The 17,983-nt window shown below is 60.4% G+C and carries 15 protein-coding genes and 1 tRNA gene; 13 read left to right on the plus strand and 3 right to left on the minus strand.

What is annotated here, in order from left to right:
- Positions 1-5 precede the first annotated feature (5 nt).
- Together fabI and ACFOPI_RS21585 are read left to right on the plus strand one after the other, a co-directional pair.
- A complete protein-coding gene (fabI, locus tag ACFOPI_RS21580) occupies positions 6-803 on the plus strand; it encodes an enoyl-ACP reductase FabI (protein ID WP_382178623.1) in 798 nt (265 codons plus the stop codon).
- Between the two features lie 27 nt (positions 804-830).
- Complete coding sequence (locus ACFOPI_RS21585) at positions 831-1,697, plus strand: DNA ligase (protein WP_382178626.1); 867 nt, start codon at positions 831-833, stop codon at positions 1,695-1,697.
- Between the two features lie 9 nt (positions 1,698-1,706).
- Here ACFOPI_RS21585 and ACFOPI_RS21590 read toward each other — a convergent pair whose 3' ends face one another.
- Positions 1,707-1,925, minus strand: a complete 219-nt coding sequence (locus ACFOPI_RS21590; RefSeq protein WP_382178629.1) for a YdcH family protein — start codon at positions 1,923-1,925, stop codon at positions 1,707-1,709.
- Positions 1,926-1,954: 29 nt separating this feature from the next.
- Complete coding sequence (locus ACFOPI_RS21595) at positions 1,955-4,249, minus strand: Orn/Lys/Arg family decarboxylase (protein ID WP_382178631.1); 2,295 nt, start codon at positions 4,247-4,249, stop codon at positions 1,955-1,957.
- Positions 4,250-4,407: 158 nt separating this feature from the next.
- Here ACFOPI_RS21595 and ACFOPI_RS21600 point away from each other — a divergent pair, with 158 nt between their 5' ends.
- The 8 genes from ACFOPI_RS21600 to ACFOPI_RS21635 all read left to right on the plus strand — a co-directional run bounded on the left by ACFOPI_RS21600 (position 4,408) and on the right by ACFOPI_RS21635 (position 12,043).
- Complete coding sequence (locus tag ACFOPI_RS21600; RefSeq protein WP_382178633.1) at positions 4,408-4,833, plus strand: NfeD family protein; 426 nt, start codon at positions 4,408-4,410, stop codon at positions 4,831-4,833.
- Between the two features lie 50 nt (positions 4,834-4,883).
- On the plus strand, positions 4,884-5,801 hold the full coding sequence (locus ACFOPI_RS21605; RefSeq protein WP_382178636.1) for an SPFH domain-containing protein: 918 nt from the start codon (positions 4,884-4,886) through the stop codon (positions 5,799-5,801).
- Positions 5,802-5,840: 39 nt separating this feature from the next.
- A tRNA-Ser gene (locus tag ACFOPI_RS21610) sits at positions 5,841-5,930 on the plus strand.
- A gap of 286 nt (positions 5,931-6,216) precedes the next feature.
- Positions 6,217-6,777, plus strand: a complete 561-nt coding sequence (locus tag ACFOPI_RS21615; RefSeq protein ID WP_382178639.1) for a polysaccharide biosynthesis/export family protein — start codon at positions 6,217-6,219, stop codon at positions 6,775-6,777.
- Complete coding sequence (locus ACFOPI_RS21620; RefSeq protein ID WP_382178641.1) at positions 6,774-7,880, plus strand: hypothetical protein; 1,107 nt, start codon at positions 6,774-6,776, stop codon at positions 7,878-7,880. Before ACFOPI_RS21615 ends, ACFOPI_RS21620 begins: the two co-directional genes overlap by 4 nt.
- A 14-nt stretch (positions 7,881-7,894) precedes the next feature.
- A complete protein-coding gene (locus tag ACFOPI_RS21625; protein ID WP_382178643.1) occupies positions 7,895-9,496 on the plus strand; it encodes a GumC family protein in 1,602 nt (533 codons plus the stop codon).
- A gap of 14 nt (positions 9,497-9,510) precedes the next feature.
- Positions 9,511-10,380 carry a CpsD/CapB family tyrosine-protein kinase gene (locus tag ACFOPI_RS21630; protein WP_382178646.1) on the plus strand — a complete coding sequence of 290 codons (870 nt, stop codon included), beginning with the start codon at positions 9,511-9,513 and terminating at the stop codon, positions 10,378-10,380.
- Positions 10,381-10,513: 133 nt separating this feature from the next.
- A complete protein-coding gene (locus tag ACFOPI_RS21635; protein WP_382178648.1) occupies positions 10,514-12,043 on the plus strand; it encodes an O-antigen ligase family protein in 1,530 nt (509 codons plus the stop codon).
- Between the two features lie 218 nt (positions 12,044-12,261).
- On the opposite strand, the gene ACFOPI_RS21640 is transcribed toward ACFOPI_RS21635, so the two are convergent.
- Entirely contained in the window at positions 12,262-14,853 is a 2,592-nt protein-coding gene (locus ACFOPI_RS21640; RefSeq protein WP_382178651.1) for an AMP-binding protein, read from the minus strand.
- 156 nt (positions 14,854-15,009) lie between these two features.
- Between ACFOPI_RS21640 and ACFOPI_RS21645 the strand changes: the two genes are divergently transcribed.
- The 3 genes from ACFOPI_RS21645 to ACFOPI_RS21655 all read left to right on the plus strand — a co-directional run bounded on the left by ACFOPI_RS21645 (position 15,010) and on the right by ACFOPI_RS21655 (position 17,978).
- Positions 15,010-15,975, plus strand: coding sequence for a glycosyltransferase family 2 protein (locus ACFOPI_RS21645; RefSeq protein ID WP_382178653.1), 966 nt, complete (start codon positions 15,010-15,012; stop codon positions 15,973-15,975).
- 177 nt (positions 15,976-16,152) lie between these two features.
- Positions 16,153-16,860, plus strand: a complete 708-nt coding sequence (locus ACFOPI_RS21650) for a WecB/TagA/CpsF family glycosyltransferase (protein ID WP_382178655.1) — start codon at positions 16,153-16,155, stop codon at positions 16,858-16,860.
- 80 nt (positions 16,861-16,940) lie between these two features.
- Positions 16,941-17,978, plus strand: a complete 1,038-nt coding sequence (locus ACFOPI_RS21655; RefSeq protein WP_382178658.1) for a glycosyltransferase — start codon at positions 16,941-16,943, stop codon at positions 17,976-17,978.
- The last annotated feature ends 5 nt before the right edge of the window (positions 17,979-17,983 follow it).

The following is a 17,983-nucleotide window of genomic DNA, read 5'->3' on the forward strand; positions in this document are numbered from 1 at the left end:
GAACAATGGGTTTTCTCGCTGGCAAGAAACTGCTGATCACGGGCGTGCTGTCCAACCGGTCCATCGCCTACGGCATTGCCAAGGCCTGTCATGCGCAAGGGGCCGAGCTGGCCTTCAGCTACGTGGGCGAACGCTTCAAGGACCGCATCACCGAGTTCGCGGCCGATTTCAACTCGAAGCTGATCTTCGACTGCGACGTCGGCGACGATGCCCAGATCGACAAGTTGTTTGCCGATCTGTCGCAGACCTGGCCCAAATTCGACGGCTTCGTGCACAGCATCGGCTTCGCACCGCGCGAAGCGATTGCCGGTGACTTCCTCGACGGCCTGACCCGCGAGAACTTCCGCATCGCTCACGACATCAGTGCCTACAGCTTCCCGGCCATGGCCAAGGCGGCCCTGCCCTACCTCAACACCAATGGCGCGCTGCTGACCCTGAGCTATCTCGGCGCGCTGCGTACCATCCCCAACTACAACACCATGGGCCTAGCCAAAGCCAGCCTGGAGGCCAGCGTGCGCTACCTGGCCGAATCGCTGGGACCGCGCGGCATGCGGGTCAACGGCATAAGCGCCGGCCCGATCAAGACATTGGCCGCCAGCGGTATCAAGGACTTCGGCAAGCTGCTGGGCTATGTGGCCTCAGCCTCGCCGCTGCGCCGCAATGTCACGATCGAAGACGTCGGCAACGTGGCCGCCTTCCTGCTGTCCGACCTGGCCTCGGGCGTCACGTCTGAAATCACCTATGTGGATTGCGGCTTCAGCCAGACCGCCGGCATCAGCAAGGACAGCGAATCGGTCTCCTGACCTGGCTTCTCCTTTTCGATGACCCCAATGGACACCAGTCGGCGCAGCGTCCTCGCTGCCATCACCGGTGTTTTTTTGTGTCCTTTGGCATCGCTGGCCGCCGACGCGCCACCGGCCCTCATGCTGGCCGGCAAGTACCGTCCCGGCCTGGACCTGTCGGCCTACTGGGTGAGCGAAAAGTACGACGGCGTGCGTGGCTACTGGGATGGGCAGCGCCTGTGGACCCGGGGTGGTGAACTGCTATCGCCGCCCGCCTGGTTCACCCGGGGCTGGCCGCAGACACCCATGGACGGCGAACTGTGGGCCGGCCGCGGCCGTTTCGAGGAAGTCAGCGGCACCGTGCGCCAGTTGCAGGCCAGTGACGAGGCCTGGAGGCGCATTCGTTTCATGGTGTTCGATCTGCCAGCCCATCCAGGCCTGTTCGACGAGCGGCTGACTGCCTACCAGGCGCTGGTGCGCCAGCTTGATTTGCCTTGGGTGGTGGCGGTGCCCCAGGAGAAAATCACCGACCACGGCACGCTGCAGCGTCGGCTCAAGGCCGACGTACAGGCAGGCGCCGAGGGGTTGATGCTGCATCGAGGCGATTCGCCTTACCGCGCGGTGCGGGGCGACGACCTGGTCAAGCTCAAGCCGTTTGACGATGCCGAGGCGCGCGTACTGTCGTACGTGCCAGGGAAAGGACGACATGCCGGACGAATGGGCGCGCTGTGGGTCGAGACACCCCACGGCCAGCGCTTCCGGCTGGGCACGGGCTTCTCGGATGCACAGCGCGAACATCCGCCCGCCGTCGGCAGCTGGATCACCTACCGCTACAGGGGACTGCACGACAGCGGGCAGCCCAGGTTCGCCAGCTTTCTGCGCGAGCGCCCGGACTACCGGCCTCAAACCCGCTGACGTAGGGCGTCAGGTGCCGGACACCTGGCGCAGGTGCGCGTAGATTTGGTCTTTGAGGGCGAGCTTCTCTTTCTTAAGCTGCTCAATTTCCAGCTGCGTGCCCGGTTCGATGTGGGCTTCCTTGTTCCTGATCTGCTGGTCGAGCTCGTTGTGCTTGTCGAACAGCCGGGTGAAGTGGTGATCATGGCCCTTGAGGCGTGTGATCAGATCGCGGTATTCGGGAAACATCGGCGCTCCTCTGGTGTCGGGCTGCCAGCTTACCCCGCCTTCACGCAGTCCGCAAAGTAGCTGACCACACCGTCGAGCCCTGTTTCCTGCACCAGGCCGTGAATATCGGTCTCGAAGCCCGGGCATTCGCGGGCAAATTCGCGGTTGAACTTGAGGTAGTCCACGATCTTCTTGTTAAACACCTCGCCCGGGATCAGGAGCGGAATGCCCGGCGGGTACGGTGTCACCAAGCTGGTGGTGATGCGCCCTTCCAGATCGTCGATCGGCACGCGCTGCGTCGTGCGGTGGGCGATGTGCGCGAACGCGTCACTAGGCTTCATGGCTGGCGTGTGATCGCTCAGGTACATATCGGTGGTCAGGCGCGCAATGTCGTACTTGGCATACAGCGCGTGCACGTGCTGGCACAGGTCGCGCAGTCCCATCTGCTCGTAGCGCGGCTGCTTGGCACAGAACTCCGGCATGATCCTCCACATCGGCTGGTTCTTGGCGTAGTCGTCCTTGAACTGCTGCAGCGCCGTGAGCAGCGTGTTCCAGCGGCCCTTTGTGATGCCGATGGTGAACATGATGAAAAACGAGTACAGCCCGGTCTTCTCCACCACCACGCCGTGCTCAGCCAGGAACTTCGTGACGATGGACGCCGGAATGCCGGTGGCTGCAAAGTCGCCCTTGAGGTTCAGACCCGGCGTGACGATGGTGGCCTTGATCGGGTCCAGCATGTTGAAGCCCGGCGCCATGTCACCGAAGCCGTGCCAGGCTTCCTCACCATCAGAGGGCTGAACACCATCGGCATCAGTGCGCTTGAGCACCCAGTCGCTGGCGCGACCAATTCCCTCTTCCACCAGGTTGTCCGGCCCCCAGACCTGGAACCACCAGTCGTCCTGTCCGAACTCGGCCTCCACCTTGCGCATGGCACGCCTGAAGTCCAGTGCCTCGGCGATGCTCTCTTCCACGAGTGCCGTGCCGCCCGGCGGCTCCATCATGGCGGCGGCCACGTCGCAGCTGGCAATGATGCTGTACTGCGGGCTGGTGCTGGTGTGCATCAGGTAGGCCTCGTTGAAGAGGTGGCGGTCGAGCTTGGTGCTCTGGGAGTCCTGCACCAGCACATGGCTGGCCTGGCTGATACCGGCGAGCAGCTTGTGGATGGACTGCGTGGCGTACACGACCGAATGCTGGGGCCGCGCACGTTTCTTGCCCATGGCGTGGAAACTGCCGTAGAAGGGATGGAAAGCCGCGTGCGGCAGCCATGCCTCGTCGAAGTGGAGGTTGTCCACCCAGCCGTCCAGCAGGTTTTTGATGGTCTCGGTGTTGTAGAGCACGCCGTCGTAGGTGGACTGCGTCAGTGTCAGGATGCGCGGCTTGACTTTGTCGGCATCCACACCGGCGAGCAGCGGATTGGCGCGGATCTTGGCCTTGATGGCATCGACCTCGAACTCGGCCTGCGGAATCGGACCGATGATGCCGTAGTGGTTGCGTGTGGGCTTGAGGAAGACGGGAATGGCGCCCGTCATGATGATCGAGTGCAGGATGGACTTGTGGCAGTTGCGGTCCACCACCACCACATCGCCCGGCGCCACCGTGTGGTGCCAGACCATCTTGTTGCTGGTGCTGGTGCCGTTGGTTACGAAGTAGCAGTGGTCGGCGTTGAAAATGCGTGCGGCGTTGCGCTCGCTCGCACCAATGGCGCCGTTGTGGTCCAGCAGTTGGCCGAGCTCCTCCACCGCGTTGCACACGTCGGCGCGCAGCATGTTCTCACCATAGAACTGGTGGTACATCTGGCCCACCGGACTCTTGAGGAACGCCACACCACCCGAGTGGCCAGGGCAGTGCCACGAATAAGAACCATCTTCCGCATAGTCCAGCAGTGCCTTGAAAAAAGGCGGCTGGATGCCTTCGAGGTAGCTCTTGGCCTCGCGGATGATGTGGCGCGCCACGAACTCCGGCGTGTCCTCGAACATGTGGATGAAGCCATGCAGCTCGCGCAGCACGTCGTTGGGCAGGTGGCGGCTGGTCTTGGTCTCGCCATGCACGTAGATCGGCACCTCGGCGTTCTTGCGGCGCACTTCCTCGATGAAGTTGCGAAGGTTCAGCACCGCGGGGTCCAGATCGGGTCCTGGCGTGAACTCCTCGTCGTCGATGGAGAGGATGAAGGCGCTGGCGCGCGACTGCTGCTGCGCAAACTGTGAAAGGTCTCCGTAGCTCGTCACGCCCACCACTTCGAAGCCTTCGCTTTCAATGGCCTGGGCAAGGGCGCGGATGCCCAAGCCAGACGTGTTTTCTGAACGGAAGTCCTCGTCAATGATGACGATGGGAAAGCGGAATTTCATCGCGTATCTCCAGCCGGTGTGAGCCGGGGCGGGTGGGAAGGGCCAGGAAGCGGGCAAGTGTACGGAAATCACATGACGCTGAACTTCTGTCGCAGGCCTTTTGACGCAGAATGTGGCGCTTGCCAGACAAGGTGTGGCGCATACCGAGGAGGAGTTCAATGGACGAGTCGACCATGTGGTGGCTGATGGCTGCGGCGCTGGTGGCACTGGAGCTTTTCACCGGCACGTTCTACCTGCTCATGCTGGCCGTCGGTCTGGCAGCCGGCGCCCTTGCCGCCCATTCGGGGCTTTCCTTCTCCGGCCAGCTGGTGGCTGCCGCACTGGTCGGTGCTGCAGCCGTGATCATCGGACACCTGCAACGCCGCAAACGCAAAGGCGATCCATCGGTCCGGTCCTTGCGCAGCGTGAACCTGGACGTCGGGGAAACGCTGCACGTGGACAACTGGCAGCCCGATGGCACCGCCAGCGTGCGCTACCGGGGCGCACAGTGGACCGCTGTACTTGAACAGGGCCAGGTGGCAGAGACAGGCAACTACCGGGTCACGGAGCTGGTGGGCAACCGGCTCAAGGTGGAGAAGGCCTGACTGCCTAGCACCCTCAAGCATCCATTTTTCAACTGCACAGGGACATCACCATGGAAATCGCACTGTTTCTTTTCATCATCGCGGCGATCTTCATCATCCGGGCGGTCAAGGTCGTGCCTCAGCAGAATGCCTGGGTGGTCGAACGCCTGGGCAAGTACCACGCATCGCTGGCCCCAGGACTCAACTTTCTGGTGCCCTTCATCGACAAGGTGGCCTACAAGCACAGCCTCAAGGAGATCCCGCTGGATGTGCCTAGCCAGGTCTGCATCACCCGCGACAACACCCAGCTGCAGGTCGATGGCATTCTCTATTTCCAGGTGACCGACCCGATGCGCGCCAGCTACGGCTCGTCCAACTACATCGTGGCGGTGACCCAGTTGGCCCAGACCTCATTGCGCTCGGTCATCGGCAAGCTGGAGCTCGACAAAACCTTCGAGGAACGCGACATCATCAACGCGCAGGTGGTGCAGGCCATTGACGAAGCGGCGCTCAACTGGGGCGTGAAGGTGCTGCGCTACGAAATCAAGGACCTGACGCCGCCCAAGGAAATCCTGCACGCCATGCAGGCCCAGATCACGGCCGAGCGCGAAAAGCGCGCCCTGATTGCCGCCTCGGAGGGGCGTCGCCAGGAGCAGATCAACATCGCCACCGGCGAACGCGAGGCCTTCATCGCTCGCTCCGAAGGTGAAAAGCAGGCCGCCATCAACCAGGCCCAGGGCGAGGCCGCTGCGATCACTGCGGTCGCCGATGCCACGGCCCAGGCCATCGAACGCATCGCGGCAGCGATCCGGCAACCCGGCGGCGAGCAGGCCGTGCAGCTGAAGGTGGCCGAGCGGGCCGTGGACGCTTATGGCAAGGTGGCTGCCGACGCAACCACCACTCTCATTGTCCCGGGCAACATGAGCGAGGTCTCGGCTCTCATCGGCTCAGCCATGCAGATGATCGGGACGACCAAAGCCAAGGAGTGAAAAACGCGCTCTGCGGCCTGCTACAATCGCAGGCTTCGCGGAGAGGTGGATGAGCGGTTTAAGTCGCACGCCTGGAAAGCGTGTGTGGGCTAATCCCCACCGCGGGTTCGAATCCCGCCCTCTCCGCCAGAACATGCCCCAAGTGATTCGATCACTTGGGGCTTTTTCTTTTGGGCCTCGAACCATTCGCTCCATGGCCACAGCGGAACCAGGATGCCCTGCCCGAGGCAAACAACTGGCCCCAGCTACTCCTTTGGAGGGTACGGATGAGGTTTGATGAGCTGTGACTTCATCGACTTGGCGTAAGATAAAGTTCGTAATAATTTGAAACCTCGCCATGTCCGAGCATGGAGAATTTCATTCTCTACCTGGTCAACGGGTTCCCCTGCAACAGCTCTGATTCTTGGAGATTGCCATGTCTGTTCTGCCCAGCTTAGTGACGACCGCTGTTTTGCTGACAGCCAGCGGTTCTTTGATGGCTCAGTCTGACGCAGCTTACAAATTGCGGCATGGCGACGCGCTGATGGTCTCGGTCTGGAAGGACGAGGCCTTGCGAATGGGCGTGCGCGTGCTGCCCGACGGCAGCATCACGTTTCCGTTGGCCGGGCGCGTTTCTGTGGTGGGGCTGAGTACTCCGGAAGTCGAGGCCAAGGTGGCCGAGAAGCTCAAGAAGTACATTCCTGAGCCCGTTGTGACTGTGGCGATCACCGCTACGGACGGCAATCAGGTGTTTGTGCTCGGCAAGGTGGTGCGCCCCGGAGCAGTGACCCTGGTGTCGTCGGAGACCACCGTGCTGCAAATGCTCAGTCAAGTCGGTGGGCTGGATCGGTTTGCTGACGGTAATTCGATACGGGTGTTGCGCAGTTCGCCTCAGGGCAACCGGGTGCTGCCGGTTCGCTACGACGACCTGGTCAAGGGGAACCAGCTCGAGACCAACGTGGTTCTGATGCCCGGCGACACCATTCTGGTTCCATGATCATGAACGCACGACTCACCGCCCCTTTGGCGTTTGCCCTCCAGGCCATCGTCTGGTCTCCAGCACTGGCGCAAAATTCGCTCACCGTGCCATTGGAGGCTGTTCGGATCAGCAACCCCGACCTCTCTCCCGAAAGCCGTGGCAGTGTCTCGCTGTTCAGGCTGCACCCCCAATACACGCTGAGGACCACCCAAGGGGCCTCAAGCACTGAGCTGTCGCTGGGTGCGCTGATCGAAAGATCTGGCAACACAGATCTGAGCGCCAATCGCAGCTTGCCCAGTGTCCGCGTGCTCTGGGAAAACTCAAGCCCTGTGGCGGTCTTTGGACTGCGGGCTTCGCTGGAGGAGGCATCCACACGTGAAACCGAATTTGCCGATTTCGGCCGGGTGACACTGGACAGCAAGGAGCGCACGGGATCCGTGGGAGGCACCTGGACCTACAACCTGACGGCAGGAACAGCCCTTGAAGTGGATCTCTCACATGCCCGCGTCACTTACGACACACCGCTGCTGGTGAATCACAGGGAGACGAGTGGATCGGTCGCCTATCGCATCTCGGCGAGTTCCAACGCACGGTACTCGCTGACGGCGGGCGCTTCTCGCCTGACTCCGGACGGAGGTCGTGAGCGGGAATCACGCAGCGAACTCGGCCTCGGGTACGAAAGAGACCTTAGCGAAGGCCTTGTTCTGAATGCTGCGGCCGGAGCCGTCCGCACCAACACCGTGAGAGGCAAGACAGCGCCTGTCGGCGCACTGCGCCTGACCTACACGGGGGAACGCATCGGCTATGCAGTGTCCTGGTCGCGCGAGGTCAGCGCGGACGGTGTGGTGGCTGGGTATACACGCTCGCAGGTTTTTGACGCCTCTGCCACCTACCCTCTTACCATCGACACATCCTTCTCTTTAGGCCTCAGCCATGCCCAGTCTCTGGACGGAGACCGCGACACCGGGTCCATGGTGTACGCACGGATCCAGTCCGAGATCACCAGGTTCTGGGCCGTGTCTATGAGCCTGGAGCAGCGACGCGCCAGACCCGCTGGCGGCCCCACAGCCAAAGGCCACTCGGTGGCCATTGGGTTGGTGTATTCGCACCCCGACTTCTAACTTCACGATCCCTCATGCCGGCCGACTACCAACTGAGCCTGAACGACTACTTGTCCATCATCCGACGCCGTGCTTGGGTGATTGTCCTGACCTTTGTTGTCGTGATCGGCGCCTCGGTGGTGGTGGCGCTGATGTTGCCGCGGGCCTACCAGGCCAGCGGCACTCTGCTGGTGGAGGGGCCGCAGATTGCAGGAGATGTGGTGCAGCCGCCTTCAGGCGGCAACGCTGAACAAAGGGTTCAGGCGCTGCGCCAGCGGATCATGACCCGCGAGAGCCTGCTGCGCATTGCAGCCGAACATCGTGTTTTTGAGCCGCCTCCAGGCGTCGTCCTAAAGGACACCGACATAGCCACCGCGATGCGCGCAAGCATTGGTGTCAATGTGCAGGTTGGAAACATGCCGGCATGGGAGCGGCCCGCCAACAACCTCGCGTTCAACGTGTCTTTCCAGCACGGTGAACCGGAGAAGGCGCTGGAGGTCACCAACGCGCTGATTCAGCTGTTTCTCGAGAGCAGCGTGAGGGAACGGGTCGAGCAGGCTTCAAGAGCCAACGAGTTTCTGAGTCAGGAAGCCGATCGGGTCAAGACGCAGCTGGAAAACCTGGAGCAGCGCATCGCTGCCTACAAGCGTTCGCAAGGCGGCGCCTCGGAAGACGGTCAGGTGGTTGCACTGACGAACATTCAGGCGCTTGAAAGTGATCTGAGAGCCGCGGAGCGCGAGCACCGCATGGCGCTGGACGAGTTGCAGACACTTGAAGTGGAACTGGCGGGCGCGCGCGCAGGCGTACTGGCGCCCGGAACGGTCACGCCATCGGGCCCATCTGCCGTAGAACAGGATCTGGAACGCGCCCGAGCAGAGCTGGCCCGTCTGCGGGGCGCTTACACCGATGACCACCCGGATGTCAGGGCTCAGCGGCAGAAGATTGATCTCCTAGAGCGCGCCGTGCGCACGGAAGCCACCGCCAGCAGCCCGACCCGCGACGCCATCGCGGCACAGGCCAAGCTGGCCGTGTCCCGTCTCGAGGCACAGAGCCGCACCGCCCGGGCGCGTGCAGACCTGCTGGCAGAACAGCAAAGGAGCCTTCGCAGCGCCATTGCCCAGCAACGAGCGCAGGTGTCACGCGCCCCGCAGGTCGAGCGGGACCTAGCCGCCCTCCAACGGGACTACGAGGCCACCCGAGCCAAGTACGAAGACCTTCGGTCCAAGCAACTTTCCGCCCAGATTGTTCAAAACCTGGAAGGCGGACAGCAAGGCGAGCGCTTCACCCTGCTCGAGCCCCCCTTGCTGCCTGAATACCCGATCAAGCCAGATCGCCGCAAGATCGTCGCACTGGGCTTTTTCCTTGCGCTGGCCGCTGCAGCAGCCGTTGTTGTCGTGCTGGAGCTGATCTTCGCGCGTGTGCGCGGCGTCAACTCGCTCACAGCCGTGACGGGTCAACGCCCGATGGTAGTGGTGCCGTACATCACGACGGCCAATGAAATCCAGTCCACTCAACTGTTGCGAAAGCGGCTTGTAAAGCTCGCCGCAGTCCTCGCCGTGGTTGGAGTTGCAGTGATCCATTTCCTGGTGATCCCCCTTCAGACCCTATTGATCTCCTTGTTCTCCCATTTGGGTTGAAGGAAAGCTGTCACATGGAACGCATCAAGCTTGCAATCGAAAAGGCGAAGGCCTCCAGGGCGGACCTGTTGTCGTCGGACCGCCAATCGTCGCACCGCCAATCGTCGCACCAAGGCGATGCAGGAATGTCCGTCGCGTACGACTCGCGCGAAAAAGACGAGGACACGCCCGATGATCTGGGCGCCGTGCAGTATGCGCAGACCGCCGTGGTGTCCTTGGATCCCGCGCATCTGGAACGCCATCGAGTCGTCGCACATCAGAAGGCCCACCCCGCAAGCTGGGCATTCGACGTCTTGCGGACGCAGGTGCTCCAAAGAATGGATGAGTCCGGCTGGCGGACACTGGCGATCACGTCTCCCAGCGTCGAGTCCGGCAAGACGGTGGTTGCGATCAACCTGGCCATCAGCATTGCCCAGCAGACCAACCGCACGGCGCTGCTGGTGGACTTCGACTTGCGCCGTCCCAGCGTTGCCCGCTCCCTGGGACTGAACCGCCCGAAGTCACTCAACGATTTTCTGGATGGGCACACAAACCTCGCAGAGGCGCTGGTCAACCCCGGTCTTGAGCGTTTTGTTGTGCTGCCGACCAACCAACCGGTCAGTGGTGCGTCGGAGTTACTCTCATCTGCAAAGGTAGGCAAGTTGATCAAGGATCTGCGCGAGCGCTACAGCGACCGGATCGTGATCTTCGATCTGCCACCGGTTCTGGCGGCAGATGACGTCATGAGCGTGCTTCCTCGTGTTGACTGCGTTCTGATGGTGGTTGGCAGTGGTGTATCTACACAGACGGAAGTCGAGGAAGCCATGACCCGGCTGTCTAAGGCCAACCTGATGGGGATCGTTCTGAACAAGGACGAGTCGCCCACCCAGAACGCCTACTACTGACGCTCGTCTGACAGAGGCAGCGCCTTGGCCACACGCAGCCGATGCGCCACTCTTTCTTGTGGCCATCCACTGATGAGCGCCTTCGGGCCGTACCGCCGCCCCAACCCCGACGTGAGCCCACGACATCCCTGCTATGGCTGAACATCTGCGTGCGCTGATCGTGTTGATGGCACTCAGCCTGGTGTTCTTCCAGGTGGCACGAGGCGCGATTTGTCAACTGATTCCAGAAGCGACGTTCAGGCGCTGGCGCAATCTCTGGGTGGCTGCCACGCTGGCACTGTTTCTCTCGAACAGTGTGTGGATTTGCATTCTGGTCACCGGCGCTCTGCTCCTTTTCTACCGAAGACGCGAAGAGCACGTCATGGGGCTGTACCTCGTCCTGCTGTTCGTGTCTCCGCCGGTACCGGCGGAGATACCAGGACTGGGCATCATCGACCACCTCTGGGTGCTGGACCACTACAGGCTGCTCGGTGTGACTCTGCTGCTGCCGGTGGCGCTCGCACTCTTGCAACGTGCCAGCACACCGCGCCTCGGCAGCTCGCCGGTGGATTGGTGGGTGCTGGGCTACCTAACGCTCATGTCGTTGCTTGCATTTCGGCCAGGCAACGTCACCAGCGGGCTCCGGACCGTTCTGTCGCTGTGGATTGACATCTTTCTTCCGTACTACGTGGCCAGCAGGAGCATTCGTAACGAGGAGGGGCTCCGTCACGCCATGACGGGGTTCGTCGTTGCATCAATGGTTCTGTCGCTGGTGGCTGTCTTCGAAATTCTTCGAAGCTGGAAGCTGTATTCAGCCGTCCTCGGATCTTTAGGCGTGAACGAATGGATGTTCGGTGGCTACCTGATGCGATCAGGACTCTTGCGGCCCAACGCGTCCGTAGGCAATTCGATCGTCCTTGGCTATGTGCTGGTTGTTGCCCTGGGTTTCATTTTCTATTTGAACAAGGCTATTTCGAAGCCTTCGCAGAGGCTTCTTGGCCTGTCGGTGCTGGCCGGGGGCGTTGTTGCCTCCATATCGCGCGGCCCCTGGGTGGGCGCATTGCTTCTTGTACTTGTCTACCTGGCGTTGGGTCCGAAAGCCCTAAAGCGATTGGGCGGCCTCTGCCTGGGCGTCCTGGTGGCATTCTTGCTTCTGAGCGCGTTGCCCAGTGGCCAACTGTTGATCGACATGCTGCCTGTGATTGGCACAGCCGATCAGGGCAATGTCGAATACCGGGCCAACCTGCTCACCGCTGCACTACCGGTGATTGAACGCCACTTCCTGCTGGGTTCGTTCGATTTTCTTCGCGCACCAGAGCTTCAAGTCATGATGCAGGGTGAAGGCATCATTGATGTGGTCAATTCGTACGTGGGTGTTGCGTTGTACTCCGGAATGCTTGGCTTGGTGCTCTTTCTCGGCATTTTCCTGAGCACACTCAATCAACTTCGCCAGCACACACGAATGGCGCGTCAGATGGCCCCACGGATTGCGGTCATGGGCCGAGCGCTGTTTGCAACGGTAGTAGCCACCATGTTCATCATTTACACGGTAAGCAGCATCATTGCCATTCCAGTGGTGTACTGGTCGCTCATTGGATTGTGCGTGGCGTACACCGGTGTGGTCAGAGATCAGGTTCGTGCACCGTCTGCTCCATCATCGGTCATCGGTCCAGCTCTGAAATAGAGCCAAGCCTGCAAAGATTCAGCCGCCGCGGCATGAAGCTGCAATCATTCAAACCAATCGTGACAAATCCCACCGCGTACAATTCAGGCGTCTGCAACGTTGGGGGGGGTATATGCGTGCCACTTTCCTGAAGCAACTGCTCAAAACGTCCACCCAGATAAGCAACCCGCCTTCCTCTTCGTTGAAGCGAATGAGCAGATGCAGCTCAACCTAGGCGACTACCTTCCCCACCATCCCTGCTGCCGGCCCAAAGCCAGCACACGCCCTTCGCTCCAATAATAGACCCGAGCAAACACAATACCTGCAACTACCGCAGCAAACAGGGCTACCCAAGGCATTGGCCCATGAAACAGTCGGGTCACCACAGATTTGACCTGGTAGTGACTGAGGTACATGAACATGGAAGCCCCGGCAATTTCACCAACCACCCGTTTGACGGGGGCTGGAACTGAAATTTCAGGCCAAAACAGCAACAACGAACAGCCTGCGCATATGTAATAAGTTGCTGACGTGAATCCATGGTGCATCACCACCGCGATCGACACGATGACCATCACAATCAAGCGTGTCAGCACATCACGCGCTCCCGCACTGGCAATCAACATGCCGCAAGCCACAGTCCACAGGTACCAGGTGGGGGTACGGTGGTAGATGTAGTTTGTGTCCCAGACAAGCTCGGTGAAGTAGCTCAACACCATCGCAAAAACAAGCAGTACCGTGCCACTGACCAAGGGACTCTTGATGAATGCATCCCTTGCTGCCTTGGAAGAAAACAAAAGGGCAATCAGAAGCAACAGCTGCATGTATATTTCAGCAAAATAGAAATATGCAACGTGGTATTCACGCGGATCAAACAAATTCGATATCAGCAGCAGTGGCTTCAACTCTGTCTCGTGTGCCCACAGTTGCAGTGCAGCAACCACCATCACTGTCGGAACAGCAATTCTGACCACCGTTCCCAATATCGTGCCCACCTTCCCCGTTCGGCTGATGTCTGGCCATTGAAAGCGCATCACGCTATAACCAGCAAGTAAAAACAGGAAATAGGCTGCGCCCCAGTTGTTGCTGTAGACAAACGTATCCAAATGCAAAGCTACGATGCAGATCATGAAGAACGCCCGCGTGAGGGTGGCGGCCTCCAAGCGAACGAAGCCACTTTTGGGCGCCGACTGAACGCTGCTTTGCAATTGCGCTACCGTCAGCGACTCCCATCCACTGGGCAACGGACCAAACCGGTCTTCGAATCCCATTGAGAACTGGATATAGCCCAGCGAATCGCCGCCCAGCGCTTCGAAGCTCGCACCTGCATCGATCTTTCGTCCTGGAAAGAACTGCTGGAAGAAACCCATGACATCCGAGGCCTTTGACTGCTCGGGAGGGCTTCGAGTGTCAGGTTTGCTGCGAGCGTCCTTGTTCTCGGCGACGAAAGCCTCTGTCAACACACGGCGCAACGGCTTTCCAGTCGCGGTTTGCGGAATGGAGGCCATGACCTTGACGTGCAAGGCATCCCCAACTTCCAGACCGAGCATCTTCAACGCTTCGTTCGAGGCTGTCTGCAATTGAGCGGGGTCCATGCCCGCCGATTCCGCCACCACCAGGACGCCCTCACCGCGCATGGCGTCGGGCACCTTGGCCACGACCAGACGCCCGCTTTGCGGCAGCAACTTGCCGATCTTTTCTTCCAGAAGGTCCGGATTGATCTTCACACCGCCGCTGTTGATCAGGTCGTCGGCTCTTCCGTCAAAGAACAGGTAGCCGTCCTTCAAATGACCCAGATCGCCGGTGATAAGCCAGCCGTCTGCTCCTGGCAAAGCCTGCATGTGGTCGCCTTCAAGACGCCATTGGGCCACGTGAGGGCCGCGGATCCGGATGCGCCCCTCAGGAGAAATGCCCACCTCGGTTTTTCCAACCGCGCGGCCTACCGATTCGAGCAAGTCGTCGGAAACTTCTGAAATCAGCAAGAACGTGCTGCGCGAAGCTTCTGTCAATCCATAGTGCTGGATGATCCGGGCATTGGGAAAGAGATCACGGACACCCCGCTTTTCCGCAGCGGTCATGTACTGCGAACCGATCTCCATCCAGCGAAGCTTCTTGCCCGCCTCACCAATGACCTGCGGCTTATGAAGCAGGATCCTAAGCAGGGTTGGCACCGCCGAAAGCGAATTCACTTCGCCAGCCTCCAGCATGCGTGCCAGCTCCAGAGGATCGAAGCCGCGTGAGGGGATGAAGGACTGCCCACCCACCGCACTGATGACGCGAATACGCGCCATGCCAAAGCTGTGAGTGACGGGAACACCGACGTACTCGCGAACTTCTGCCGTGAGCTGCATCTGGTCGATGATCCTGTCGGCAGCGTCTGCCAAATTGGCATAGCTGAGAACAATGCCCTTGGGCTTTCCCTCGGTGCCCGATGTGAAGGTCACCTGCGCAGGTAGATCATCACGGATCAAGGCATGCTGTTGCCGAAACCAGCCTCCCCCCGCATCAGGAACGATGCAGTGATCGATGGCTATTCCCAGAGACTCTTTGGCCGAGGCCTCATCCTGAAAGCTGACGAGCGGCTGGCGCTTCTCATTCAGCGCAAACACATGCTCTATGAAGGAGAGGGAATTTCGCCGAATCAGACCGGTTGCACGCAACGTTGATATCTGCATTCTCAGTACCTGTGGTTCATTGACACGCAACTCGGAGGAAGCTCGGCGGCAGCATAGCACCGGCACTACAAAACGCTTACAGGCTCCGCTGCGAAGCCATGAGGCGTTGCGCGCCTGCATCAGTTGCCATGTTCTGCATGCCACATAGGTGGGCATGGCCCGCGAACAGCGCGCCCAAGAGAGCCATTGCAGATGCTCCGGATGAGCTCGCGATCAATGCTAGGATCGAACGGAAGTTCTAATACTTCTGAACTCCGGCAAATGCGGAAGGCGTTGTATGTCGCCCTCCCGGTCATCGGGAAGTCAATTCACATGCAAGAACACAAGCTGGGCGTGGTTGCCATCGGGCGCAATGAGGGGGAGCGACTGCGCAGGTGCCTGTTGTCACTGCTGCCAGCGGTGCCCGCCACGGTCTACGTCGACTCGGGATCCACCGATGGCTCCAGCCAGATGGCCGCCAAGATGGGGGCTGTGGTCGTTGATCTCGACATGTCGCAACCATTCACCGCTGCGCGCGCACGAAATACCGGCTTCCGGCAGTTGCTTCAGCAGTTCCCCGACGTCACACTCGTCCAGTTCGTGGATGGAGACTGCGAAGTGCTACCCGGCTGGCTGGAGGCGGCACACGGTTTCCTCGCGGGGCATCCAACGTATGCGGTGGTGTGCGGCAGACGCCGCGAGCGCTACCCTGAACGCTCGATGTACAACGCAATGTGCGACCGGGAGTGGGACACCCCCATCGGCGACACCCAGACTTGTGGTGGTGACGCCATGATGCGGGTCGACGCGCTGAAGGCCGCCTCAGGTTACCGAGACAGCATGATCGCCGGGGAAGAGCCGGAGTTGTGCTTTCGTCTTCGTCAGGCAGGCTGGCACATCCACCGTCTCGATCGAGACATGACGCTGCACGATGCGAACATCACGCGCCTGCGGCAATGGTGGGTGCGCACAGTGCGGTCAGGTCATGCTTACGCCGAGGGGGCCTGGTTGCACGGATCGTCACCGGAACGATTCTGGGTGCGGGAGGCCCGCCGCTCCTGGCTCTGGGGGGTGTTGTTCCCGGCGTCGACCGTCCTGGCCGTGCTCCTGGCTGGTCCCCCTGCAGCGCTGCTCGCTGCCCTTTACCCTCTACAGTGGGTGCGTTTGCTGATTCGAACCGGCTCGGCTCGCGAAAGCACCTTCATGATTCTGGGCAAATTCGCTGAGGCCAGGGGGGCCATGAAATTCCACCTTTCGCGTCTTGGGGGTGGCTCCCGCCACATCATCGAATACAAGTAAGTGGACAATACGCTACGGACGCTGCTCCGACGGTTGGAGGGCGCGGACCCTTTGCAGACGGGATGTTGGCCGACAGGCTGAAGTCGCCCGAATCAACCCCTTCGACCCGGCCCGACCGGAATACCACCCATGAGTGAACATTGCGTCCTGTGCGGGTTGCCTGTCTCGCGAGCAAACATGCAGCAAACGCTGGGAGACATTCTTGCGCGCATCGGTCAGAAGAAAACCACCTGGGTTCTCACACTCAACACCGAAATGCTCGCGCGCTTCGCACGCGAACCCAGCTACCACGATCTCCTGTCCCAGGCGGACATCATCACTGCAGACGGCATGCCACTGGTGTGGGCGTCCCGGTTCAAGGGGCCGGATCGGGCGATCCCGGAGCGTACGACGGGCGTGGACCTGGTGGACGCTTATCTCAGACTTCCCAACATTCCTACCTACGCGGTGATTGGTGGCGTCGATCCGGCAGCCACCCTGGCGAAGTATGGAGAGTCTGCCGTTCGAGCCTGCCAGTATCTGTTTGATGGACGTGTGGATCTGAGCGCCGGGCAGGTCCAACAATTTGCGGATGCACTGCTTGAGAAGCAGGTGAGAATGGCTTTCCTGGCCTTGGGCGGAAAAAAGCAGGACCAGTTGGCGTTCTTGCTGAAAAAGGCGGTGCCTGGACTGGTCGTTGCAGGGATCGGCGGCACCTTTGAAATTCTGGGCCCGAAGGGCAGCCGCGCACCCCAATGGATGCAGAAGGCTGGACTGGAGTGGCTGTTCCGGCTGACGCGAGAACCTGGTCGATTGTGGAGGCGCTACCTGGTGTACTACCCGGCGGGCTTGGGTTTGCTGCTACGGGATTGCGTCAAGCCCCGAGCCCAGGCCTCTCGCCACTGACCCAGCTCGAGAATCCCCAGAGGAATTCTTCTTCCTTTGAATCCACCTTTCTGAGGCCAATGCAATCACATCGCAACGACATGGGGAACAAGATCATCAGAGTAGACATTGGTGTGTTCGCGCACAACGAAGCCGATGGAATCGTGCGGACGCTCCAGGGACTGATGCGGCAAGAAGTGGCCGGCCTGGACGTCCGTGTGTTGGTGCTCGCCAATGGATGCAAGGATGACACGGCCGAGCTGGCTCGCACGTTCGCCCGGTCAGAAACCAACTCCCCGCTGGGCGTAAGCGTCGACGTAGCCGAATTGGAACAAGGTGGAAAGTCCAGAACCTGGAACCGCTACGTCCACGAACTGAGTCGGCCAGACGCCGACGTTTTGGTCTTCATGGATGCCGATATCGACATACCCGAATCGGACAGCCTGTTGAGACTGGTGAAGGGGCTGACATCCAACCCCGCGCTGCATGCGTTCAACTCGCACCCCATCAAGGACATCGTTTTCCGACCTGAGAATCTGGGCTTGCTGGACAAGGCCATTGCCATGGGAAGCGAAACGCTGAACGACTGGAAGACAGCCATCTGCGGGTCCTTGTATGCGATGCCCTCCGCCAGAGCACGCCTCTTGCACATGCCCGTCGGTCTGGCCGTCGAGGATGGTTTTCTTCGTGCAATGATCCTGACCGATGCAATGACTGCTGATGAGGACTTTTCAAAAATCGACGGGGGAGATGTCTTTCATGTTTTCGCCTCTGAACGATCAATTCTTGCGTTGATCAAGCACCAGACGCGCATCGTCATAGGGTCTGCCATCAACCACGCGGCCTTCACAGCTCTGCGCGCCGTTCCGCTGCCCCAGCGGCGCGCCGCTCTGGCAGCGGCAGCCGGTCAGGACAACTGGCTCGCTGAAGTCATTCGCTCCCAGCTCCCGAAATGGCCATATGGGTGGATTCCATTGCACTATCTGACCAAGCGCATCGGATTCATCGCCCAGCAACCCAGAAAACTGCTGCACCCGCGGCAGATGTTCGTCCTCGTCCTGGGCTTCGGTTTTGATCTCGTCGTGTACATCAATGCCCAAATCAAGATGGCAAAGGGTGTAGGAGCAGGACACTGGTAGACAGC

Origin of the sequence: Hydrogenophaga luteola, assembly GCF_042648585.1 — a bacterium.
GTDB classification, from domain to species: Bacteria; Pseudomonadota; Gammaproteobacteria; order Burkholderiales; family Burkholderiaceae_C; genus Hydrogenophaga; species Hydrogenophaga luteola.